The sequence below is a fragment of the Viridibacillus sp. d25.2 genome (genome assembly GCF_055456015.2).
The window spans coordinates 23,978-47,937 of record NZ_JBVDMV020000003.1; the positions used below are offsets into that span (position 1 = coordinate 23,978).

Here is a 23,960-nt window from a genome sequence, read left to right on the forward strand (position 1 = left end):
TGTAGAATGAATATTAATAAGTTGGAGGAGGGGTAACTTTGCAAATTTCTATTTATCCAATAGCTATAGTAAATAATAATCGTAAAGCTATTGAAGATGATAATTGGGGTTCAATTATATCAACCATTGAACTTGCAGAAAATATAAATGAATCTTCTTTGAAAGGTATTAATGAATTCTCTCACTTAGAAATCGTTTTTTACTTTGATAAGGTTGCTGATGATAATATTCAATTTGAAGCAAGATATCCAAGAAACAATAAAGAATATCCTAAAGTTGGTGTTTTTGCACAAAGGGGTAAAAATAGACCTAATAAGTTAGGGGTTACTATTGTGGAACTTTTGGAAATAAATAATAAAAAATTGATTGTTAAGGGATTAGATGCAATAGACGGAACTCCTATTATTGATATTAAACCAGTGATGAAAGAGTTTCTACCAAAAGGAGAAGTAATGCAACCAAATTGGTCAACATCTTTAATGGATAGATATTGGAACTCCTAACTGATGGGGCAAGAGCTAAAGATCAGGGCTGTCATTTAGACGGCTTTTTCTTATGCTGCTAGGCAATCTCAAAACGGAACACGTTAATATACATCTTGGGGTTTCCCTTTTTTGATAAACAATCAAATAAAGGGTAAAGTTTGTGAATAAATGCACTTCAACTAAACGGGTACTTTAGTTGAAGAAGATAGCCAAACTAAAAGCAACAATCTTTGAGAAAACAGCCTAAATAAAAATGCTTAGTGGGAATCCCACTAAGCATTTTCAGTTTCTTTATATGGAATTGAACGCATATAACCTTTTTTAGAATGGAAAAAGGTTATATGGTTTGATATTCCTTGGTTATCAATTATTTCGTTAATGATATTTGTAACTGCTAAGGCTGAAAACTTATTAACAATTAGCCTTTGAGGTTCACTAGCTGAAATCTCGGAACAAGACAAACCACTAGGTTTTATAGAATCCATATCTGTAAGGATATCTGGAAACTCTTGAGCCACAGGAGTCATTATTACTTCTCCATTTAACTTTACCCCAGTAACTACTTGTCCTGACCAACCACTGTTATTAAAAGCCTCTAATTCTTCATCAGTCCAATCTGACTTGGATCGTGATTGCCAGTCGCTAGGAACGTTTGTCGCTTCATTACCAGCATCGATATACACCAAATCTTTAAAAGTATTAAAGAATGAATCCATTATTTGCCTACTATAGTTGTTATCAACAGCAGAGATTAAAATAGGGATTACTTTTGTTTCACCTGATATAGATTGCATATATTCTCTATTAAATAGACTCATTAAAGCCTCTACAGATTCGATATAACATTCACTAAACGAACCAATATCGATGCTATAGGCATCAGAGTATCGACTTGCTAAGACGTCTGCTTTTTTTAAACCAATTTCATCTTGTAAAAATAGTTGGTTTTTTAAATTTTTCTCCTCAATAATGTCTGGATCGGCTACTACGTAAGTATGTTGAATACCTGTTGTGCCTAGCATTTGAGCTAAATTTTGAAGGATATAACCCCCAGTACCTCCTGTTCCAATTTGAACGATAAATGGATAGAGTTTTTTGGCCTCATAATATGATTTTGTAGCATTGATTACACTTAATATGTCTATCATATATTTAAACCTCCGCAATAGTAATGTTTGAGAAATTAATAATAGGTAGATCAGTAAACGGAGATAGAAATATATCTTTAAATCCTAGTTCTCTCCAACCTATATTTTCATTAACAAACGTTCGAATGAATATATCTGGCCACTCATTTTCTAAATTTCCAATAATAACGTACTTCATCCCAGGAATGCGCTCAGATTCATTATCTTGATTTGATGGTATTGCTTTTAACAAGTGATGCGAATGTATTTCACATACCTTTACAGTATCAATACCGACGCGCTCAAGCGTTTCAATTTCATTTTCTATAGGAGATACCCAATATTTATGAACTAGCTGCTTAGGGACGTCTAATACGAATTCTTGATTTGCCATATCAAAATAAATATCTGCGTGTACCTCTAATTCGTTAGCAGCTAACATCTGAGCTAACGAAATGAATTGGGATAAAATCGAAAAAGGTATTTTTCCAAATCGTAATGAAGTGATATCGGTCTTTGAAGGCACCATTTCATTCAATACATAGCTTCCTTTTTTCTTCGCTTTCATTGTGGGCACTAAAATATTTTTCTGCTCTAAGAACACAATTTCAGTAAAATCTTTAACTAACTCTGGAAAGTCCTTTTCGAGCCTTTTTCGGACATCCTCAGCTGTGATTTTCACACGTACCGGGGATTTATCCTTCTTTGTACGTAGAAGACCTTCCTCTAACTCTTCTGCCGTAAAATATGCAGTAATTTCATGTTCCTCACCATAGTATCTAACTATAGAACTCTCATTAATATTGAAAGTCTCTGTTTTAGCTGTAGTAGATGATGGAGCATCAGTTTTATCAGCAGAAGTACTAGAGGCTGGTTTAGCTTGGGCTATTCTAGCTTGGAGTTCTTCGCGCTGTTTCTGTTGTTCAGCTTCTTGCGCCGCTTTCTTCTCTGCTTCTTCTGTTTTGCGTTGTTCTTCAGCAGTGTCTACTAAGTTAAATAAATCGAAGATGTTGTTTGTCATGTTAATTGCCTCCTGAATTATGCGTTCCTAATGGTAACGACTTACAAATAGCTGTTAGTATTTTATTGTTTAAAGAAGTCCTCTAATGTTTTATTCAATGGTACTAGCCATGCATCCTTAAAAGGCTGCTCCTTGATTTCCTCAACCAATTTTCTGAAATTATTAATCCCTAAAGTAGTGCGTACACCATGATCTTCATTGAATGGAGCACTTACGAACCAAGTAAACGTTCGCTCTAGTTCCGTCAAAGAATTTATAGATAGACAAGCATTACCTCCCCAACAAACAATTCCGTTTGTTTTACCAACGTTAGGGAAGGGGAATGAGTAAAGCTGGGTATCAGCAGTTACGGGCTTATTATTGTCCTCTATGGCAAAAAGTCGTGTTTCGATAATAGAACTCGACACCGTTTCTTTTGTTTTGTTTTGCTTGTTTACTACAACATATTGAACAAGTAACCTAGGGAATTCGACGGCAATTAATTCTTGCTCATTACCATAGCGAATATCCCATGTTTTTTTTGGAAGAACCATGGTTACACGTTCTCTGTTAAAATCTTCTGTGTGACTATATAGAATCGTTCCTAGTGGAAGAACATGTGAATGTATTTCCTGACCTATAGACCCATCAGCATCATAGGTTAATGGTGATTCGCCAGAAAGTATTTCTATCATTGTTTCTACTGCAAATTGGAACGGACCACGCTTTATACCACTATCTAAAATTTGGTGTCCAATAATAGGGAAATCCATATTATCTGGACAGTCAGAAATCTCAAACTGCCATTTCATTTTGTTCATTACCTCCGAATTTTTCCAAAGTGTTGTGTATAGTTAATAACTCCTCCAACAATTCCTCACCATCGAGATCAAAGTAATAATCACTGTGTGTTATAAGTAACATGGCATCCTTGTTTTTATTTAAAATGGCTTGAAATTCGTCACAATTACCACAAGTAAATGAAGTGCAATGAGATAAATGTTTATCGCGAATAACTAGCATGATTTGATTTGTTATGTCATTCCATACACAATCTATATCAACTTCAAATTCTTTCATTACCTCTGATTTTTGTTTAGTAATCGTAGGGTCACAAACTTCCGGATATACTGTGACATCTGAAAAAAGGGTATCTGCTGCATACAAAAAGATGAAGTGCAATGGATTGAAAAAATCACCATAATAGAAATGAATATCTTGCTTAAACCCTTTAATATCTATGTCCTCATCTGATAGTAATTTAAGTAATTTAATACATTTAAAAGATGATTCCACAGACATTAGTTCATCGAAAGACATATTTTACCCCTCCTAAACAAAACGAAACGGAGAGCTTACTCGACGTTTCGCTTTGTTGTTAAATTCAATACACATTCGACTTGATACATCCATAACACTTAGAGGATGACGAGAAGACAACAAAACTTCTCCTTCTTCGTCCTCATAAGTAATTTCAGTTGTTAATAGATCTATCGCGTCTTGAACATCCTCTTGAGTAAACTTAGTAAAATCGATATCCCATGCATTATATTGATGATAAAAAACATGATATAGATATGTTATACCTGCAAAATCGTCCTCTTTATTTCTTTCATTTTCCTCTAGCTGTTTATTTAATTCTGTAAAGTTAAGCAAAAGCTGTTCCTCCCTATACAAATAGTGCCATGTTATATGAACTCAATTAATATGAGCGTACTGGTAAAATTAATTGTAATGAAGATACATCACTTTTATTTTCAGTGACTTCGGTAATTACAAAAGGACGCAAAGAACCAGTGAATGCTAAGCAAACACTTGATGCATCATATGTTTTCAGTGCATCTAGTACAAGTTGTGCGCTGAATGCAATTGTAAAATCTTCTTCACCGTCGTAACTCTCGAAAGCAATTTCACGATTCCCTTTAGACACTTCACTACGTGCATCAAGTGAGACAAATAGATTACCAATAGTTAATTTAATAGAACTATTAACTGTTAATACTTGAAGCAGCTCTAAAGCATCAATCAATTCCTGTCGATTTACAATCAAGTTTGATATAAATTCACTTGGAATCAAACTCGATGTATCTGGATAGTTACCCTCTATTAAACGCGAATGCATAATTGTGTTCCCATTAGCAAACGCAATTTGATTTTTTGAAGCTGAAATAAAAACCTCTTTTGTTAAATCGAAAGATTTAATAGCCTGGTCTAGCGCTTTTGCTGGAACATTTAAAGAAATACTATTCTCTTGTTCTAGCTCTGCCTTAGAATAAGTTGCTAATCGATGTGAATCAGTACAAACATAACGAGATCCCGTGTTACTAAATGTCATTTGGACAGCTTGTAGTACAGGTCGTATTTCGCTTTTTAATGCTGCGAATGATGTTTTGCGTACGATTTCACCGAATTCATTACCGCTCATTTTATATTGGCCGATATTTTGATCATCTGATGAAATTGCAGGATATTCCTCTGCATTCATAACAGCAAAATCAAGTACCGTTTTGTTTTGCGAAATTTTAACGTAGGTTTTCTGATCGTTTAATTCAAAATTGATAGCTCCTTTAAGACGCTTAGAGGTATCAAAGATGTCTTTATGTAAGACAGTAGAACCCGCTTCAGTTACGATGACTCCATCCTTTTCATCAACCATTAGCCGAACAACGACACTATCACTTGAATCACTAGCCGTGAACAGGATAAATTGTTCAGTCGCTTGGACTAAAACACCTGCCAAAATAGGTAGTGATATACGATTAGATAGTACGCGGCCAAATTTAGTTAATACTTCTTGGATATGTTTATGTGTAATTGAAAATTTCATAATATTTTCCTCCTGATCTAGCGTTCCTATTGGTAACGACTTATAGATGTAAATAAAAAACACGAATAGAGAAGGGGGTACCTTCCTCAATTCGTGTTATGTCCTCGCTGCTTTAAAGCAGATTAATTATGCAATATTACGTTCATGTTTAATTGAGTTTAAAATTTCATTGGCTATTGCCTGGTCAATTTTAAAAATTAAATTAGTAGGTTGATTAATTTTCTCTCGTAATCTACTCTGTGCTGCGTCAAGTGCTTCTTGCAGAGTTAAGCCGCATTGTTCAGTAGCTGTTTTTATATACGAAACTACTGGTTTCATAGCTTTAAACAGCTTTCTTAATGTTTCAATTGAGGCTGTTTCGATAGTACGCTCTGTCTCTGTAGCTCCTACACGTTTTAATAAGGATTCTACGTGCTTTAAAGGCATTTCAAAGAATTGAAGTTGCCCTATTACTAGAGAAAGTGCTTCTTTCATCGTATCAGCGTCAAGTGCTTTTGATTGCGATGCATTTTGTTGCTGATTAATGTGAGTAGTTTGTTGTTTTTGTTTTTTAGGTGATTGATTTTGTTGAGAATACTGATTGGAGTTTATTTTAGGACGGTCAAAATAGCCCATAATGTTCTCCATTCTTCCCTTCACTTTGAATTTACCGTTAATTCTCATATCACCATAAGTTTTAACATCAACCCAATACGTTGGTAAGTTATAAATATAACGACCAATCCCCCATTGTACGGCAGCTCGCTTTAGAGAATCTGAATAACCACCTTTAACAGATTGAACATCAGAAACTTCTGAACCGTCCGTTCGTGTTATCCATTGTCCATCAATATAAATTGAAATCGAACATTGAAATGTCTGTATACCATTAATCTCTAGTAGCCGATATTCTGATTTCCATAGCGCACCACACACTTCATCTAACTTGTTCATTACTGTACGAGATGTGATGTAAGGTACAACAAGAGCAGTATGCGTATTGTTTTTTACAGCAACAGTTTGAGCCCTCCATGAAATTTCGTTTTCATTGAAGGGTTTTGCCAAATCCTCCATAAGTTCTTTACTTGTTAAAGCCATTAAAATACACCCTTTCCTAAAGAAAAAATTTCATCCTTTTTTACAACAAAAAAAGACCTCCAGGAAGATTATTAATAATAACAGCATAGGAAAAAGATGCTGTAATCAAATAAATCAACCCAAAGGTCGTATAGTTGTTAGTTACAATCGCAAAGCAATAAAAGCCTGCAAGAAAAATTAAAATAAAAAAGAATAACTATATTATACCTAAAAAATATCTATTTGAAAATATATTTTAAATTCTATTCGATTATTTTAAGTTAATTATGATATAGTTTATATAATAATTTTGTGGTTACATATATTGAAACGGCATGAACTGCTCATATCGATCCTATACGTCGTATAGGATTTATATGAGCTTTTTCTTTTTTATAGAAAGGAAGGGTATTAATTTTTCTATGAAGCTATTATGTTGGTTGGAAAAACAAAACAAAGATAAAGTATACGAGTTATTGCAGGTAATAAAGGAATCGGCAATTCAGTTCTCTAGTATAGATGAGGTTAATAGTGAAGAATTGTTTTATTGGTTACTTGAAAACAAAGATGGAATGGGCACCTTAGTCATTACAGATGCATCTCATGAAATTGAAGAATGGGAGTTATTAGTTAATTCCATAAAGAGCGGTTTTATTATTCATGTTAGTACTGATATATATAAAGCGAATTTAACAAAAGAATGTATGATCAAACGAGCTGCAGATATTAATAGGGCTATTCATTATTATCAATCATCGGTAAATTCACCGAATTCACAGATGAGAAAATATATCTCTTTAGAATCAGAGCCTGAAAGAGTTCAAAGTACTGTTAACCCAGCTAATCCTATTGCAGAAAAAGAAGAAACACTTGATTTGCCGTTTAAACAGGAAGACATAACTGCATTCCCTTCAGAAACTACTAAAGCAGAGGATATACAAGAGATTTATTATCCTGAGCATGGGGACATACAAGAGACTTTTCCCGATTATAGCGAAGACGTAGTGGAAACAGAATACGCTACAAATACCAATAACCAGTCAAATGAACAGATAACGATTGAAGAAGAGCATACTACAGTGGAAGTACCTCAAACTAAAAAACGCTATGTTGTTCCTATAAAAAACAAAATTCAAGATGAGTCTACTAACACCAATCCATTATTAGGGGATGTTCAAGGCTTTGCTAGTGAGCAAGGTGAAAAAATTATTCCTGAAGAAAGTATTAAACCCATTGAGGCGTTGGAGAAAGAAGAAGTATTAGTAGCGGATATAGTTAAACAAGTAGACGTGGGAGATAAGGTAGAAAGTGACTTTAAAAGTCGTTCCAGAAATATTCAAAGACAATTGTTTTCAAAGCAAAAATGGTTCGATAACCAAACAATTGCTATTTGGTCTCCGATTCATAAAATGGGCGTTACTACTTTTGCTATGAATTTTGCCTTGTTTTTAGCAGAAAATCGTATTTATACCGCACTATTAGAAGGGTTATCGGAGCAGCCGATAATGAAAGATTGGCTAATGCGTTATTCAGATATACCTCTCCATTGGAAAAGCTATGCTGCCACGATACAAAATAATGACGAAGATCCATTGAGTGCTGAATGGAATTATCGAAATGTGATGTTTTTGCCATTGAATAGCAACGATGGTCAATTTTCTTGGAATGAGGTTTCCTTAGAGTCATTCATGACTACAACGAATATCGTGGACATTACATTAGTCGATTTACCAACAGGTAAGATGGCGAAGCATACAGAAGCATTGTTGAAATATGTGGATCAACTTTGGATAATTGTTGATGATACATTTCAAGAGGTTGTTGCATGGAAAAAGTATATACATCAGCTGAAAAAGGACAATGATGTACAAATTCATTTAATTTTCAATAAAGAATATGAATTTTCTCAATCAAAGCGGTTGGAAAAGGAGTTAGGGATAAAACTAATGGCCAAACTCCCATCTATGCATGAACTGGTTATGCGTAACTACTATGAAACTGAACCGTTATATATAAATGAAGAAGCAAATCCGCTCCTACAAGAAGGTTTTGAAAAAATAGCCCAACATCTATTTAACAATAAATTCGAACTTAGAAATGACAGTGATAAATTACAAAAGTCAGAAAATTGGTTAGGTAAATTACTAAAACCATTGAAGCGCAATCATATGTTTGGTAAACTAAATGGGTAAATATTTATTTGTTTTTTTGGCAAACCATTAGTGGTTGTGCGTTGTACTTATTAATTATGGTCTTTGGACTTTTGGAGCGATGACATTTTTGTCATGGTTTTAATAGTCTGGAGACCTTTTTTTATTGTCAAAATTTAAAGGGGGATTCTTGCATGGAGCGATTATCAATTAAAGAAATTCGAAAAGCATTGCATCGTAATGAAATCCGATTATCTATACACGTCGTAAAAAAAATGAGTCAAAGAGGATATACCAAAAAGGATTTATTATGCTGCATTTGGATGGGAGAACAGACAGAACTTCAATTTCATCGAGGGCAATATAAATCGGTGATCGAGGGAATGGATTGTGATGGATTACCAATGGCTTGCATCGTAGGTGTAGATGGGGAAACTGAGTGTTTAAAAGTAATCACGGTCTTTCCTCCAATAAAAGATAAATTCAAGAGAGTAATATAAAAAGGTGGTTAACTAACATGAGTGATTTAAGAGCAACTAAATTAAAAGGGTGGTACGAGTATACTCGTCAAACTTGCCCAATTTGTTCAAAAACAGGTGGGTGCATGGTGAATGAGAAAGGTAATAAAGTAGTCTGTATAAGAGAAGTGAGTGAGATAGTATTTTCAGAGAATTTTCAATCTTGGCTTCATCATTTGGAAAATGGCCAAGAGGTGGATATTAAAAAGAGTCAATCATCAGTAAAAATACGTGAGAAATTAGACGCTCACTTGTTGGACTATTTTTTTAGAAGATTTCAAGATGAAGTTTCTTTAAGTAATGAACACCAACAATACATGATGAGTGAGAGAAAAATGACTAATGAAGAATTGGACGCGCGCGCTTATAGCTCATTTCCAAAAAAAACTTGGGAAACAGCAGCTTATGTATTTGATAAGTTTAAGCAAATTGAAAATGCAAAACTTGGTGTACCAGGCTTTTATAAAAATCAATACGGATGGAGTATAGCTGGCTCTAATGGCATTATGATTCCTTATCGCAACGAATACAATGAAGTAGTAGGGTATCAAATTCGTGTGGATAATCCATTAAATGATGTAGCCATTAATAAGGATCACTTTCCAAATTTACAAGCGAGAGTGAAGCAGCAACCTAACCTTGTTCAAATACATGTAGATGGGGAAGTTATTATTGAAAAGCATATAGAGTTGAATACATCTATTAAAGTAGAACATGAAGGCTTTGTTGGTGAAGTGAAGCTTGTAAAAGGTCAACGTTATTTCTGGTTATCAAGTTCGGGCAAAAATGAAGGTACAGGTGCAGGTGGGCCAACGCCTATTCACGTAGCTGTACCGACAAGTGAACTGAAAGCTTGGGAACTAAAGAAAGAACAAGATAAAGATAAATCAGAGTATACAACGCTGCGTAAAGTTGAAGCAGTTTGGATTACAGAGGGCGCTCGTGAGACTTGTTCCTCTATAAGTTTAGAGGTTTAACCGACTAAATGAACAAGAGGCAATCAGCTGAATTTTAAATTTAATTGATTGAACTATTAACATACAGGGTGGAATGATAGGGTAACGCCTTGAAACGCCCTCACAATCCCATCGTGCTTATATTAACGCAAATTAATGTGAAGTGACGCTATCATGGGTTAAAACGCGAAGTATACGGTGGAAAAGCTTAATATGGCATAGCCATTTGAAAAATCACCAAAGTTGGCTAGAGGTAGCCAATGTATATGACAGTGCTAGTGCCGGTTGGCATGGTGAGAATGTAGAAATACTGACGAACTTTCGAATGTACGCTCTGGAATTCGGACGTAATCTAACAGGTTACGGGGTATGCTTTGATACAGCAATCAAAACGTACTTCCATCTTGAGGACGAGTAATTATGAGCACGATGAAACTCCTTACTGTATTGCAGGTACAGTATGAGATGGCAGGGTAAAGAAAGCACCTAAACCAATCATATAAATGGGTATGTTAATGGAACAAGGAAAGCATTGGACACTGAATATTATGTTTTGCGACATTTGAGGTGGTAGATAGGAAACGAGTAATCGAGGGAACTATCTCTAATCAATGTGAGAGTAGTGGCATGAGCGTTGAAGTTTCTGTAATGGAAATGGAGCAATAGCCACAAGTCGTTATACATGGAGATAAAACAACTCAGGTCATGGATTCCAGTAAGACTAAATAAATCACGTCCTTATAGGAAGGGTGATGACCATGAGCGAGATTCTAAAAGACCAAAAGCTTAGAAATTCGGAATACTATGGCAAACAAGCCAGCTATGACGATCTCTATGCGAAAAGTCAACGAGGAATAACATTTAAATATCTTTACAAGAAAATAATAGATGAAAATAACCTTTTACTCGCATACCACAATATTAAGAAAAATAGTGGGAGCAAAACTGAGGGTTCAGATGGTAAAAACATTGAGGACATTTCAACGTTAGGTACTAATGAATATATAAAACGTATGAAAGCTATGTTGAGTAATTATCAACCAAAAGCAGTACGAAGAGTAGAAATTCCTAAGCCTAATGGCAAGAAAAGACCGCTTGGAATACCTAGCATTTGGGATAGATTAGTTCAACAAGCGATATTACAAGTTCTTGAACCAATTTGTGAAGCAAAGTTTTACGATTCCAGTTTTGGGTTTAGACCTAGCTCTAGCTCACGTAATGCAATGGCAAGAGCGGTCAACTTAGTTAATTTATCTAGTATGTATCACGTTGTAGATGTTGATATTAAGGGTTTCTTCGATGAGGTTAACCATAAGAAACTTATGCAACAATTATGGACGTTGGGAATAAGAGATAAAAAAGTGCTGTCAATTATAAAAGCTATTCTAAAAGCGCCCATACGGATGCCTAATGGCGAAATATGTTATCCAATTAAGGGAACTCCGCAAGGGGGGATACTTAGCCCATTATTATCAAATATTGTTCTAAACGAATTTGACTGGTGGATAGCGAACCAATGGGAAACAAGGCGATTAAGTGAACTGAAAAGAACATTTAAGAAGTCTGGCATTGAGAATACTTGGGGACATAGAAGCAAACTAAGAAAAACTACAAAATTAAAAGAAATGTACATTGTAAGGTATGCGGATGATTTCAAAATTTTCACCAACTCTGAAAGAAACGCCAGAAAAATCTTCATTGCTGTAAATAAATGGCTAGATGAAAGATTGAAACTTCCAATCTCAACGGAAAAGTCCAAAATCACAAATCTCAAAAAAGAGGCTAGTGAATTTTTAGGATTTAATATCCGAGCGGTTCGGAAAGGTAAGGATAAGAGTGGAAAATGGAAATATATCGCACATACACATGTAACGGACAAAGCGTTGGAACGGATACACAATGATTTGAGCAAACAAGTTGTAATTATACAACGCTCATCTAATAGTGACCGTACATTAGCTGGAATTATGAAGTACAACTCAATGGTAATTGGAGTGCATAACTACTATAATACCGCTACTCATGTAGCTGGAGATTTTAGAAGAATGCAAGACCAAATGAACCGAAAAATGTACAATCGTTTCGCTAAAGCAGTACGTAGGGATGGTAGCTCAAATTCTAATGGATATACTAAAAACGGCTCATATAAAGGTAAACACGCTGGATATGAACCATATATGAAATCTAAAAGAGTTTACTACTATATGCGATACCCCGTACTACCAATAGGTTTTGTAAAACATAGGAATCCAATGCAGAAACAAAAAGGTATATGCAAATACACCGAAGAAGGAAGAAAGTTGATTCATAAAGAACAATCAACTGTAAGCGAGAAATCTTTACAATGGTTAAGGGAGCACCCAGTCATAGGGGGAAGGGCTAGTGTCGAATACAACGACAATCGAATCTCCTTATACGTGGCTCAAAAAGGTAAATGCGCTATCACTGGTGCGGAATTGGAGGCATGGGACATCCACTGTCACCATAAAGTACCTTGGACTATCTCGAAAGATGATAGTTATAGCAATCTTATCATTGTGAGTAACAATGCCCACAAACTCATTCACGCAAAACGTGAAAGGACAATTAAGAAATATCTCGATTTACTAAAACTCGATAGTAAACAACTGTCGAAGATCAACCTTCTAAGGAAAAAAGCAGAACTTGATGTAATTACCATCTAATCTATTTCGAATAAGTGATATTAGAGGACATTCAATAATAATGAATCTTGACTGAGGAAAAGGTTTATCATCCAGTAACGATGGAACGCCGTATAGGGTGAAAGCTCTACGTACGGTGTGGTGTGGGGGAAAAGAGCGAGGAACGATGTTCCAGACTCTTACCTATCACAATTAAAAGCAGATATTGCTATTGAGCATATTTCAAAAGCTTATTCAAAGGAGCAATTAGAAGAGTTGGGCAATACGATGTTAGCTGTTCCCGGTGTTAACAGTTGGAGAATGGTCATTCCAATGCTTATTAAAATGGGTGTTAAGAGAGTAAATATCGCGTTTGATATGGATGCGTGCGCATTGTTCTAAACTTAATAGTTTGTAGAAATGCAGACAGAAAGGTTTAGGGGTACAAGATTTGTACCTAACTTATATTCTGAATTGATGGGGGAAGTACCCATTTAATGTGAAGGTAGACATATTACCCTAATACTCCGACGTGCATAAAGAAAACCTAAATGTATTATGTACGAAGCTCGGTGAAGTCGCAGAAAAACAGACCTGAGAAGTGGTTAGTGAAGTATGCGGGGGGCTAATAACCGTCATGGTGAGGTACGCTGTAAAATGTTCAGCTGAAACGAATACTCTTACTTACGTCTCGTGATGTCGAGTTTGACAAATTCAAGTCATTCGGTCTTGCAAAAGATTTTAGTTGTAGTAGAGATTTGGTGTCCGATAACTACTACTTTCAACCTTTAAGGTTGTTAGTTCATAGTCCATCTACCGAGGGTGAAAGAATAACTAACGGGATACAGAGTGCACCTAAAACGGCGAAATAAAGCTAAGAATATAGGAACGATGGAAGTTAGATAGGTGGAGCTATTAGGAAGCTAAGAAACCTAAGCGGTAGGAAATGACCGCCTAAATCTAATGACAGCAGCCCGTAGTAGTAAGGAAGCAGAGTAATGTCTGTGGAGCGAAGGGGCATAGCCTTAAAAACGTTATAATCAATCCGAGTCAATATAAATGGGGAGCCGTTGAGCGCAACCGATAAACATAGAGAGGGGTGACTACCTCTTACCTATGAAACGAGACCATTTAATGAAAAATGAAACTGAATTAAGAGAGTTTCAAGAGAAACTGTACAAATACGCTAAAAGAAGGTCTGAACAAAATAAACAAGTTCTCTGTAAAGATTTGTTTGAAGTCATCAGCGCACAAGTAACTATCACTACTGCCATTCATAACATAAAAGGCAATAAAGGTAGCAAAACTCCGGGTGTTGATGGTAAAAAAATCACAGTTTACTTACAAAAGGATTTTGACGAGGTTATTGAAACAGTTCAAAGCGCAATGACGAACTATTCTCCGGAAATGGTTAAACGCGTCTACATAGACAAACCAAATAGCAAGGAGAAAAGACCACTGGGCATACCAACTATTATTGACAGAATCATACAAGAATGCGTTCGAATAGTAATCGAACCGATTTTAGATGCACAATTCTTCAATCACTCTTACGGATTCCGCCCATATAGAGATGCTGGTCAAGCCATTGCAAGAACCACAAAAATCATCTCAACTACAGGATACAATTGGGTAGTAGAAGGTGATATAAAAGGTTTCTTTGACAACATTAACCATAGGAAATTACTAAATCAATTATGGAGCATGGGGATTAAGGATAGAAGGGTACTCATGTTAATCAAACAAATGCTTGAAGCGGGTATATTAGGTGAATTAAAGAAGAACGAGAAAGGAACCCCACAGGGTGGTATCATTTCTCCTATTTTAGCCAATGTATACCTACATTCCCTTGATAAATTCGTAACTAGGGAATGGGAGAGCAAGAAAACTAGACACCAATACAATGAAGATTATACAAAGTATGCCGCTTTAAGAAGAAGTAGTAACCAAAAACCAGCATACTTCATTCGGTACGCTGACGATTGGATACTTATTACAGATTCCAAAGCTAATGCAGAAAAGTGGAAATACAAAATTGAGAGATTTTTAGAAAATGATTTAAAAATCGAATTGTCTAGAGAAAAAACATTGTTAACCAACGTCCTTAAAAAGCACATTAATTTTCTAGGAATAGAAATTAAAGCTCATAAACGTAATAATTTAGAAGCGAAATCCAACAAGAAACTTATTACTACATCACGTCCTAATAGATCCAAAATTAAAACCAAGATAAAACATATTAAAGTTTTAATCAGAAATATTAAGTCGTGTAAAAGTAAAGAGGATATCATAAACCAGATAAATAAAATCAATATCACAATACGTGGAATCATCCAGTATTATCAGATGGCATCTTTGGTCAATAAAGAGCTTGCAAAATATTCACATTACCTGACTAGGTTGGTTACCGGATATCTAAAAAGAAGAGTTGCAGTAGAAATTGTACCCGCCAACCAAGTAACCAATCTTCAATCGGTTCACGAGGGGCGAAAACAACTAATCCCAGCAATAAGGGATGGAGATATTCTTGTGGGAGTAACAAATATTGGATTCTGTTCATACAGAAATCCATTATATAAAAACCCTAAAGAAAATCCTTTTACGCAAGATGGTAGGCTGTTATATCGGAAGCGAACTTCGAAAGTTCCAATAAAGGAGAGAGCGGACGAGTTAATAACCAATAGGGCATCAAGAATAGTCCTAATGCGAAAAACCTTCCATAACTTCGAATACTTAATGAATAGATGTTACGCATACAACAGAGATAAGGGTAAATGCCGAATTTGTGGTGAGGAAGTCTGGATATATGATGTAAACACTCATCATATAAGACCATACCTACCGCTCGACCTAGTTAACAAAGTAAGTAACCTTGCTACTTTACATGAAAAATGCCATCGAATGATAAACTCGAATAAAGATTACACTGGTGAAATCGGTCTTAAAGCGTATAAGAAAGTACTAATGTACAGAGAAAAGGTTCAAAACAAAAGAAGAAATGATTGATTATTAACGGTTAAGGTGGAACGCCGTATGCGATGAAAGTCGCACGTACGGTGTGAAGTGGGGGAAAAGAACAACCAAACGAGTAATGTCGTGGCTTGGTCTTACCTATCACTATGATGCATAATGAAAAAGTAGCATATCAATTAAAAGAAATGTTAAAAGAGCTAAAGAGTAATGAAATTTCTGCATCGCTTGCTTTGTGGAACATAAGTGATGGGAAAGGAATTGATGATATATTCGTCGATTCACATAAGTTTCCTCAAATAAAGAAGCTGTTTTAATGTCCCAAATAATAAATTCGATAAAAAAACTAAAACCTGTATTGTAAGTAACAACACTTACAATACAGGTTCTTTTTTGATTTATGACGCCTTTTAGCTTTATGTTGGTTTAGAATAAAGCTTGATTATAAATCACTCTAAATCCTTTATTTTACTGCATATAAAAAGCAATCGTTTTGAATAAAGATTGATCAAAACGATTGCTTTCTATTATTTTTAAGAACTGTTTTTTATAAAAAAGAGTGATTATTTTAAATCTCCTTCTTCCACTAAAGCCCCCGTTAGTTTAAGTACAAACCTTCACAATCTCCCTTAGTTCCATAAGACAAATATGTGCCAACGCAACTCCCTTATTGCACCTGTTAGGTTAAGAACTACGCTTTTTTATTTTTAATCTCTTCCAACAAAGAGATAACCCTTTCATTCTGTTTAATTATTGTTTGATTTTGATTTCTCATTTTTGTGAAGTTAAATAAAAGCATTAATAAGATTGCTAATATAAGGAAATTCATAATTCACCTCTACCTCTATTTTTCTCTAAATTATACCAGCTCTTATGCAACTAGCCTGCCAAGTTAGTTTAAGTACATTTCTTCACAATCTTTATACATACATATCCAACAAAAAAATCATCTCACCTCCAAAAATCTATAGAGGTGAGATGATTTTTTAATCAAACTTTTTTTATAAAGTTACAACAAACTCCAAAGGAGTAAAACGGTGCAACTTTTTTACAACGATACATCTTTTTTATAACGGTACGACTTTATTTTAAATCTACATACCACCGTCAGTAGCTACTTCTTTACTGGCTACAGCCTGCATAAAATCCTATTAAAAAAATACAATCGTTAAAATTCAACTAGAATATTCAGAATAAAAAGAAAAGAATATAGACTTGGGGGGTTCATTTGTATTATAATGGTAATTGTAAATAAATCTACCATAGGAGGTATTACATACCATGATCAAAAAAATTACTGCAGGTGTAGCAACATTAGCTTTATCAGTTGGGATTATTAGTACTACTAGTGCAGCAGAACTTACTCAACCTTCTCCAAAAAATTCTTCTGTTGCTTCAATCAATAAAGGTAAAATTACACCATTAGGTTTTTATCTTTATAAAAATTTTTCAATTCCCAAGTATTATAGTTCTAAAGACAGTATACCAACAGAAGTGTATCATACAGAAACCAATGGTGGATATGTTTATAGCGGTTATCTAAAATTACAGAATGCTGAAAAAGTTGGAGCTACTTATGTAGCAACATTTAGTGGAACACTTTCTTGCTGGGTTAATTAAAATGATGAAGTTAGATTAAATTTTGATAATAAGACATTAGAATTAGGCAGTAATGACATGGTTTTACCCTTTGTCATTACTGCCTTTTCGTTTGAATCATTATTTATTGACTCCATAATATCTTGAATTTCTTTAATCTCTAAGACTTCTGCAAAACAGGCTATTTATCTTTTCTTTTTAAAATTTTTAATACAGCGTTGCCTATTAAAACAGCTAACATTAAGACCCATACATAATAATTTAATTTATCAGGTAAAAATTTTAATACCCATATAGACATCATGATCGTTGCGAGCGTAAGGTAACTGATTTTTTTCTCATACTCAAATTTCTTTAAATTACTAACGAGAATTATATAACCAATTGGAGGAGTTATTATACAGAAAAAATATAACGGTCCTTTTTTTAAATACCACGGTAATTTATTTCGCATAAGTCTTCCATAAAAAACTTAATTTTTTCATTATAACAACCCCATATCTTCTTTTTTGTAATTAAGAATGTTATCATTATACAGTAACTAAAATACATTATTTCAATTTATTGGGATTTATATCAAGAGCAATGATACATTATATGTAAAAAATTATATAGCTAAAGAAAATAAGTGAGAGGTGAGCCTTTTGTATTTTTCAGACATACAATTTTTTATGCTTTTATTTGCTTTTATTATAATGGTTTTAAGCTTACTTAAAGTCTATCAAATAAAAAAAGAATATTTAATCAGACATAAGGAATTAGAATTAGAATTTAAAAAAATAGAGTTGGATAGACAAAAAATAAAAGTAGAAAATACGTGACTAATTAAAAATAAGTACAAAAAGAGCCGAATTTTCTACTCCAAGAAAATCCGGCTCTTTTTTCGTTACATCATAAAAAATTTCCTCAACTTATTATGATTGAGGAGATAATCACATAGTTTCGTTTACATTAAACTTTTAGTACAATTTAACAATCTAGACCAGTACCAAAATTTGGTATGATTCTAGTTGAAGCTACACGATGTTGTTGAACTTGTAACACTTTCACAATAACATCCATAACGATTTTTTCACGTAATGTTCCAAACTGACCTTCTGGTGCAACAGTAACTGGAGAGAAGTCAAGTTCAAAGAAATTAGCACCTATTAATTCCCCGTAAGGTTGTTCGTTGTATGTCACAGAATTTGCGAAGAAGTTTTTGTCCAATCGAGGTACTTCACCATTAGTGTCGTTTAAGAAATACGCTTTTTTACTATCGGAAAGACCAATAACAGGTGGAGTTAAGAATTCACCTGGTGTAATTTCAGCGAATCCAGAAAACGGTACTTCAACAATTCGATCTTGTAATACACCTTGACACGCATTAGTAGAATACTCAATATTTTTCCGAATAAACCCTGATATAAATAATTTTGCTCTCGTTACTTCAAAGAAGTTTGTGTCATCAATTTGAGCAAAATTTACAGGAACGAGCTTCACTTGATTTAAAAAGGCATTCTTTGTTACACGTTTAATCTCTGTTGCTGCTGGGTTTAGTGGAATATCTGCTTCTACGACAATTTGCAGCGACCTTTCTACAAGCACCACTGGGACTTTCATAATTGGCGTTTGCAGTGTCTGATTATTTACTACTGGACTATCAGTCACCGGAATTTGTTGCATCGCTGGTATTGCGCATACTGGTGCTGGTACTGCTTGTTGCTGTTGTTGCTGTTGACTGTTATTACTGTTGTTACAATTTTTCATTTCCTCACCTCTATTATTTTTTGAGCTTTTTCAAACTCTAATAATAAAATATGTGGATTAAATAATTTTCAATAGGCTAATAGAATAGTCATTTGATTCATTTACAGCACAATTTATTTACTAAACATGAACAGAGAAACAAACGATTATTTATATCAACTTACAAAGATGAGATATTTCCGTAGTTTATTCATCACATAAAGCAGCTTTAATTTTCTGTATTTGTGAAAGATGAACAGTTAAGTTAAGTGCCATTCTTTGGTGAAGTCGATTATTCTTTTTCTTTTGTTGCGACGCATTTTCATTGTGATTTGGATTAGCTGAATACCTGAAATTTTGAAAAATTTTACCTTCCAGTGTTATTTTTCCTTTGGATACCGAGTATGTCCCATTACCTAATGATTTTCCAGATTGATCAGGAATAAATTTAAAATTTCTTAATTCAACATTTCTAGAGATTTCTTTAAAACCAAGAACTTCTTGTTCAAAGAAAACTTGATTGCTCATATTTATCTCAATTTCATACTCTCCTACTACTACTGGGACTCTCACTTCTATATGATTATGTGTACAGTCTGGCTTACCCTTCTTTTTTTGTGAATGTATATGGATTGGATTAGCAATCGTTTCATATATCCTATTCTCTGCATATTGCATTTCATTTTCAGAAGTAAAACTAATAATTTCATTAATTGTTGTATGGACTAACCTATATTGCATTGGATCAGGATAAAATAATTCTGTATGAATAAACTTTGAATGGCTCTCTGATGGTTGTGTCTGATTATCGCCTTCGAGGAATAGTGCAGATTGTTGAATGATATTACCCGAAATAGGTAGACGAAGAAAATCATCAATTTCAACAAATATTGTAAATGGAATTATATCCTCTTTTGAATAGATATTTCCCAAATTAGAAGGTGGAATTACATTACATTCTTCTTTATCTTCTATTCTCGTTTTTATTCCCTGTTCTTCGATATCTTTCACAGTTTCTGTAAGAGATTTGGTATGTACTGAGTCATTATTTTGAAGTCGATATAATTCCTGGTCAATTAGAGCCTTATTATTATTCTGTTGCTGAGATTGAATCCGCTTTAATTCGAAAAACAATGGAGTATTCATTCCATCCACTCCCATAAAAATAGATTTGCTTTTATCTATTTATTTATGCTTCTTGGCTTTTTTGGTTCCTGGTGACGAAGATCGTCTTCAATTTAGCAATTGATTTTGGTGAATGAAACAATAAAAAGCCTGATTCCTCAATTTAATTGCTGAGAAATCAAGCTTTTCACCTTAATGAAGAGTCTCTTTTTACGAATATTAATTTCTAAATAATCTTGTCCAAAAACCACCTTTAGTTTGTTCGGTAATTGCTAATGTTTCTAATTCAGCAATCTTAGAATTTAATTTACGAATTTCAGCTATTAAAGCGTTGGTATTCGGTGTAGTTTCAGCTAACTCTGTTTGATTCCTTATCATTGTATCCATCTGTTCTTGCATGTGCTTAAACTCATTACTTTTCTTTGGATGTTCAATCGCCTTTAAAATCATATCCTGCTTGGTTTCTAACGTACTCAAACGCTCTAATAAAACGGCATTATCTTCTATGATAGACGGTGTGAAGTCTGCACTTGAAACCTTAGATGTTGCCTCTTTAAGCGTTAATCCATGCGTTTTACTCAACGTTCGGAAAGCACGAAATATTAATATGTCATAATCTGAATAATCACGTTGATTTCTATTATTACTTTTGACTTCGTAACAAGCACGTTCTAATTCAAGAGAGTAGGCACGAAGGGTATCTTTAGCAATATCCAGTTTTATAGCTGCATCACTAGCATTCATAGTTCGATCACTCCTTTTTTAACCAGTTGTAACCTTATATCTTTATTGTCGAACACTCTCAAGCATAGCAAAATAAGCTTGTCACTATTATTATTCTAGCCAATTATAAAATACACCTTTATTAGTCGTTCTAACATGCTGATTTAACTGGTCGGAAGGATAAAGCATAGATTTGTATGAAATCGAAAAACAAACGCTGATACTCGTTGTCTGTGTGCGTTAAAAGCAATGTACGTTGTTCTTCGGCTGTTGCTTCTAACATAGGGAAGGAGTTGTATAAATCCAATGAAAAAAACTTATCACCATTGGTGTAATCGTTGTATTTGTAATAGGAGTTGTGTTTTCAATCTTCCATTACAATAAATACAGTTTTATAAAAAGTATGTTTTAAATCCTCTAAAAGATGGTGGAGGCATTCCTCAGCAAAAAATCATTTCTAAAACAGTCACCAAAATTTACAAAAAATAAGAATCATTAAAAAGAAAGGACAGAAATGTTGATTTTATATCATTTCTGCCCTTTCTTTTTAATATTTTATATATTCTTCATTCAAAATAATTGTTATAAGAGTAATTATCAAAAGAATATATCCAAGAGACCCCATTTTACTATCATTATATTTATTTTTCTTCTGTATTATATTTTCAATAATAACAAAGACAATAGATACAAAAATCAAAGTCCCAATATATAAATAGCCAGAGAATAATAAAATTAATAATAACGAACAAAATATTAAATATCTAAAAAATCTACTTTTAAACATAAATTCTCCTTCATTACTTTAAAGTTTTTCTCTCATTTTAGCATTATAATTATTTGAAATGTTAAAATGAGGGGTTTTTATAAAATAATGGGAGAAAAAGTCGCCGATACAGAGTCCTACAGAAGGCTGCCAATGCGTTAGGCTGTGACGATATTGGTACGCATACGATGTGTAAGATGTTTGGGTACCATCATTACAAGTAACATAAGGATGTGGCGATGGAGGATTTTTCTTTGTAGCATTTTACTTTTTGCATCGAATTGGAGTGATCAATGTGATTAGAATAAGTTTAGTTTGAACAATAACAACATAATTTTTGGTGAACTGATTTTCATGATATGAAGTAGAGGAGGGAGAAAGATATGATAAAAATAATAGGTGCTATGTTTATAATTTCATCTGGATTGATTTATACATTTGAAAGAGTATGCTCAATACTGTCAACTAGTATAGTTAAAGCAGGTTTTTTTTCAGGTGGAATGACTGGGGCGGTTCCTGAAGTTGAAGTGGTTGGGGTATTTGATAATGTATATATACCTGGGCTTTTTATTGGAGGATTATTAATTTTCATATATGGTTTTTTTATAAAAGAAAATAACGGCTCAAGTATGCCGGAGAGAACGTCGAAATAAAAATTCAATTAAACAAATTATTTAAATGTGGAGAAGAGAAAGATAATAAATAATAGAAATGTCCCCCCTTAAGGAAGGAAAAGGGTATCATCAAACAAAAAGTTGATAATAAAAGCTCGCAAAGACTATACTTCTAGCTTTGCGAGCTTTTCAATGATCAATTTTAAACTGAAACAGCATTTAATTTTTCCTTATCACTATTAGGTAAGTTATCAAAATCTATTCGTTCTTTAAAAGTTGATACTTCATTCTGAACTTTCTGATCTATAACATCTGATTCTTCACCGATTTTCTTGAGAATATTAATTTTCTCGTTTAAGAAAAAGATGAATTCATCAACGTCAAATTCGTTACTTTTATTGGATTCACTTTTATTATTGATACTTGCGGGTACTACACCTTTTTTCTTTTCAACAGGCTTCTCTGACTTAAGCCCTCTGCTTGCAGCGTAATCTTGTTCAATAGCACGTTTTACATATCCTGCAACCTTTTTAACGCTCCCCAAATCAATTCGACCTTGAGTATATTCAATATTTGATTCGATCCGTTTTTCGGGATAAGTATCAATTAATGAATCAACCGTTTTTTCATTGAGTCCCCATTCAATTAAAGTACTCTTAATTTTGAATTGAACTTCTGTATATCCCTTAACATCAACAAGTGTTTTTTGTTCACTCTCAATCGATTTTAAGGGGATAATAGGCTCTGTCTTAACAAAGTTTGGATTATGATATATAAAAAACTCAATTTTCCCAACCGAACGGCCAACTTTTATCTCCTTGAAATCAAATAAAATATCGGATTCTTCAAGCAGTTCTTTTTGAGCTGTTAATAGTACTCGTTGTTTAAAATTGGCATACAGCTTATAAGAGCCCTCTGGCACTCCTAACATCTCTCTCAATTCATTCAAGCCATAAGTTCTCTTACGAATCTTCTGCCATTGTTTTAGAAGCTCATAAAGCCTTATAGAGTAGGCACTATTTAAGTTGGTTATGCTACCTAGACGATATGAAGTAAAATTCTTTTGTAGCTGCAATATATAAGGCTTCCAAAAATCGTCAAAACGCATACTAATAGTTCCTTGCCCTTCGTTATAAGCAACATAAGACAACCAAGATACTTGATGTACGGTATCACCTATTCGGATTTCATGTACTTTCTCCATTAATCCTTTAGTAATATTACGTAGATCTTTATATTTTGATTTCCCTTTCAATTCGAGCATATTTACAAAAGGCTGTATTTGAAATATGTATGTATTAATATCATCATCATTAGGCTGTACATTAGAAAATAGCGTAAGTATCAACTTTGACTCTAAAGTAGAGAGTTTGTAACTGGATTCAATTAAAAGGTTGGATTTCGTCACCAAATTATCAACGTTAAACTGTACTTCAACTAAATCAAGTTCTAATTGTTTCATGTGTTATCTCCCCTCTATCAAAATATAACTTCAGAAATCACTTTTAACTATTTCATGTTATATTTTAGATTTTTACACAATCCACCAAGAATTACTAGGGGTAACCAATAATCTATTTATTATTTATGTATTTTGCTACTTCCTTACCCTGTTTTCGTTATATTTCGCAAATAAATGTTCTTTTGCAGCCAGTAAGTATCTAACCCTGTTCT

The 23,960-nt window shown here is 33.9% G+C and carries 21 protein-coding genes; 10 read left to right on the plus strand and 11 right to left on the minus strand.

Features of this window, described 5'->3' with window-relative positions:
• Nucleotides 1–38 precede the first annotated feature (38 nt).
• Complete coding sequence (gene tsaA / locus ACZLO7_RS21995; protein WP_464939681.1) at nucleotides 39–503, plus strand: tRNA (N6-threonylcarbamoyladenosine(37)-N6)-methyltransferase TrmO; 465 nt, start codon at nucleotides 39–41, stop codon at nucleotides 501–503.
• A gap of 254 nt (nucleotides 504–757) precedes the next feature.
• Here tsaA and ACZLO7_RS22000 read toward each other — a convergent pair whose 3' ends face one another.
• The 7 genes from ACZLO7_RS22000 to ACZLO7_RS22030 all read right to left on the minus strand — a co-directional run bounded on the left by ACZLO7_RS22000 (nucleotide 758) and on the right by ACZLO7_RS22030 (nucleotide 6,516).
• Nucleotides 758–1,633, minus strand: coding sequence for a ThiF family adenylyltransferase (locus ACZLO7_RS22000; RefSeq protein ID WP_464939680.1), 876 nt, complete (start codon nucleotides 1,631–1,633; stop codon nucleotides 758–760).
• Nucleotides 1,634–1,637: 4 nt separating this feature from the next.
• On the minus strand, nucleotides 1,638–2,633 hold the full coding sequence (locus ACZLO7_RS22005; protein WP_464939679.1) for a hypothetical protein: 996 nt from the start codon (nucleotides 2,631–2,633) through the stop codon (nucleotides 1,638–1,640).
• Nucleotides 2,634–2,695: 62 nt separating this feature from the next.
• Nucleotides 2,696–3,424, minus strand: a complete 729-nt coding sequence (locus ACZLO7_RS22010) for a hypothetical protein (RefSeq protein ID WP_464939678.1) — start codon at nucleotides 3,422–3,424, stop codon at nucleotides 2,696–2,698.
• Nucleotides 3,408–3,932: a hypothetical protein gene (locus ACZLO7_RS22015; protein ID WP_464939677.1), complete on the minus strand. Its 525-nt coding sequence runs from the start codon at nucleotides 3,930–3,932 to the stop codon at nucleotides 3,408–3,410. Before ACZLO7_RS22015 ends, ACZLO7_RS22010 begins: the two co-directional genes overlap by 17 nt.
• A 12-nt stretch (nucleotides 3,933–3,944) precedes the next feature.
• Nucleotides 3,945–4,268, minus strand: a complete 324-nt coding sequence (locus tag ACZLO7_RS22020) for a hypothetical protein (protein ID WP_464939676.1) — start codon at nucleotides 4,266–4,268, stop codon at nucleotides 3,945–3,947.
• Between the two features lie 46 nt (nucleotides 4,269–4,314).
• Nucleotides 4,315–5,439 carry a DNA polymerase III subunit beta gene (gene dnaN / locus ACZLO7_RS22025; RefSeq protein ID WP_464939675.1) on the minus strand — a complete coding sequence of 375 codons (1,125 nt, stop codon included), beginning with the start codon at nucleotides 5,437–5,439 and terminating at the stop codon, nucleotides 4,315–4,317.
• A 126-nt stretch (nucleotides 5,440–5,565) separates the two neighbouring features.
• Nucleotides 5,566–6,516 carry a Rad52/Rad22 family DNA repair protein gene (locus ACZLO7_RS22030; protein WP_464939673.1) on the minus strand — a complete coding sequence of 317 codons (951 nt, stop codon included), beginning with the start codon at nucleotides 6,514–6,516 and terminating at the stop codon, nucleotides 5,566–5,568.
• A gap of 401 nt (nucleotides 6,517–6,917) precedes the next feature.
• Here ACZLO7_RS22030 and ACZLO7_RS22035 point away from each other — a divergent pair, with 401 nt between their 5' ends.
• The 8 genes from ACZLO7_RS22035 (at nucleotide 6,918) to ACZLO7_RS22070 (ending at nucleotide 17,351) form a co-directional block, all read left to right on the plus strand.
• Nucleotides 6,918–8,687, plus strand: coding sequence for a hypothetical protein (locus tag ACZLO7_RS22035; RefSeq protein WP_464939672.1), 1,770 nt, complete (start codon nucleotides 6,918–6,920; stop codon nucleotides 8,685–8,687).
• 152 nt (nucleotides 8,688–8,839) lie between these two features.
• Nucleotides 8,840–9,145, plus strand: coding sequence for a DUF4258 domain-containing protein (locus ACZLO7_RS22040; RefSeq protein ID WP_464939670.1), 306 nt, complete (start codon nucleotides 8,840–8,842; stop codon nucleotides 9,143–9,145).
• Nucleotides 9,146–9,162: 17 nt separating this feature from the next.
• Nucleotides 9,163–10,140 carry a hypothetical protein gene (locus ACZLO7_RS22045; protein ID WP_464939669.1) on the plus strand — a complete coding sequence of 326 codons (978 nt, stop codon included), beginning with the start codon at nucleotides 9,163–9,165 and terminating at the stop codon, nucleotides 10,138–10,140.
• A gap of 205 nt (nucleotides 10,141–10,345) precedes the next feature.
• Nucleotides 10,346–10,537 carry a hypothetical protein gene (locus tag ACZLO7_RS22050; RefSeq protein WP_464939668.1) on the plus strand — a complete coding sequence of 64 codons (192 nt, stop codon included), beginning with the start codon at nucleotides 10,346–10,348 and terminating at the stop codon, nucleotides 10,535–10,537.
• Between the two features lie 334 nt (nucleotides 10,538–10,871).
• A complete protein-coding gene (gene ltrA, locus ACZLO7_RS22055; protein WP_511261435.1) occupies nucleotides 10,872–12,803 on the plus strand; it encodes a group II intron reverse transcriptase/maturase in 1,932 nt (643 codons plus the stop codon).
• Nucleotides 12,804–12,923: 120 nt separating this feature from the next.
• On the plus strand, nucleotides 12,924–13,163 hold the full coding sequence (locus ACZLO7_RS22060; protein WP_464939665.1) for a hypothetical protein: 240 nt from the start codon (nucleotides 12,924–12,926) through the stop codon (nucleotides 13,161–13,163).
• Between the two features lie 732 nt (nucleotides 13,164–13,895).
• Nucleotides 13,896–15,767 (plus strand): group II intron reverse transcriptase/maturase, encoded by a 1,872-nt coding sequence (gene ltrA / locus ACZLO7_RS22065; RefSeq protein WP_464939664.1) that lies wholly within the window; start codon nucleotides 13,896–13,898, stop codon nucleotides 15,765–15,767.
• Nucleotides 15,768–17,012: 1,245 nt separating this feature from the next.
• Nucleotides 17,013–17,351, plus strand: coding sequence for a hypothetical protein (locus ACZLO7_RS22070; RefSeq protein WP_464939663.1), 339 nt, complete (start codon nucleotides 17,013–17,015; stop codon nucleotides 17,349–17,351).
• Between the two features lie 948 nt (nucleotides 17,352–18,299).
• Here the strand turns inward: ACZLO7_RS22070 and ACZLO7_RS22075 are convergent.
• The 3 genes from ACZLO7_RS22075 to ACZLO7_RS22085 all read right to left on the minus strand — a co-directional run bounded on the left by ACZLO7_RS22075 (nucleotide 18,300) and on the right by ACZLO7_RS22085 (nucleotide 20,927).
• Nucleotides 18,300–19,079 (minus strand): CsxC family protein, encoded by a 780-nt coding sequence (locus tag ACZLO7_RS22075; protein ID WP_464939662.1) that lies wholly within the window; start codon nucleotides 19,077–19,079, stop codon nucleotides 18,300–18,302.
• 186 nt (nucleotides 19,080–19,265) lie between these two features.
• Entirely contained in the window at nucleotides 19,266–20,204 is a 939-nt protein-coding gene (locus ACZLO7_RS22080; RefSeq protein ID WP_464939661.1) for a BC_2427 family protein, read from the minus strand.
• Nucleotides 20,205–20,402: 198 nt separating this feature from the next.
• Nucleotides 20,403–20,927, minus strand: coding sequence for a MerR family transcriptional regulator (locus ACZLO7_RS22085; protein ID WP_464939660.1), 525 nt, complete (start codon nucleotides 20,925–20,927; stop codon nucleotides 20,403–20,405).
• Nucleotides 20,928–22,055: 1,128 nt separating this feature from the next.
• Here ACZLO7_RS22085 and ACZLO7_RS22090 point away from each other — a divergent pair.
• A complete protein-coding gene (locus ACZLO7_RS22090; protein ID WP_464939659.1) occupies nucleotides 22,056–22,325 on the plus strand; it encodes a hypothetical protein in 270 nt (89 codons plus the stop codon).
• Nucleotides 22,326–22,488: 163 nt separating this feature from the next.
• Here the strand turns inward: ACZLO7_RS22090 and ACZLO7_RS22095 are convergent, their stop codons facing one another.
• Nucleotides 22,489–23,748, minus strand: a complete 1,260-nt coding sequence (locus ACZLO7_RS22095) for a replication initiation protein (protein WP_464939658.1) — start codon at nucleotides 23,746–23,748, stop codon at nucleotides 22,489–22,491.
• Nucleotides 23,749–23,960: the final 212 nt, after the last annotated feature.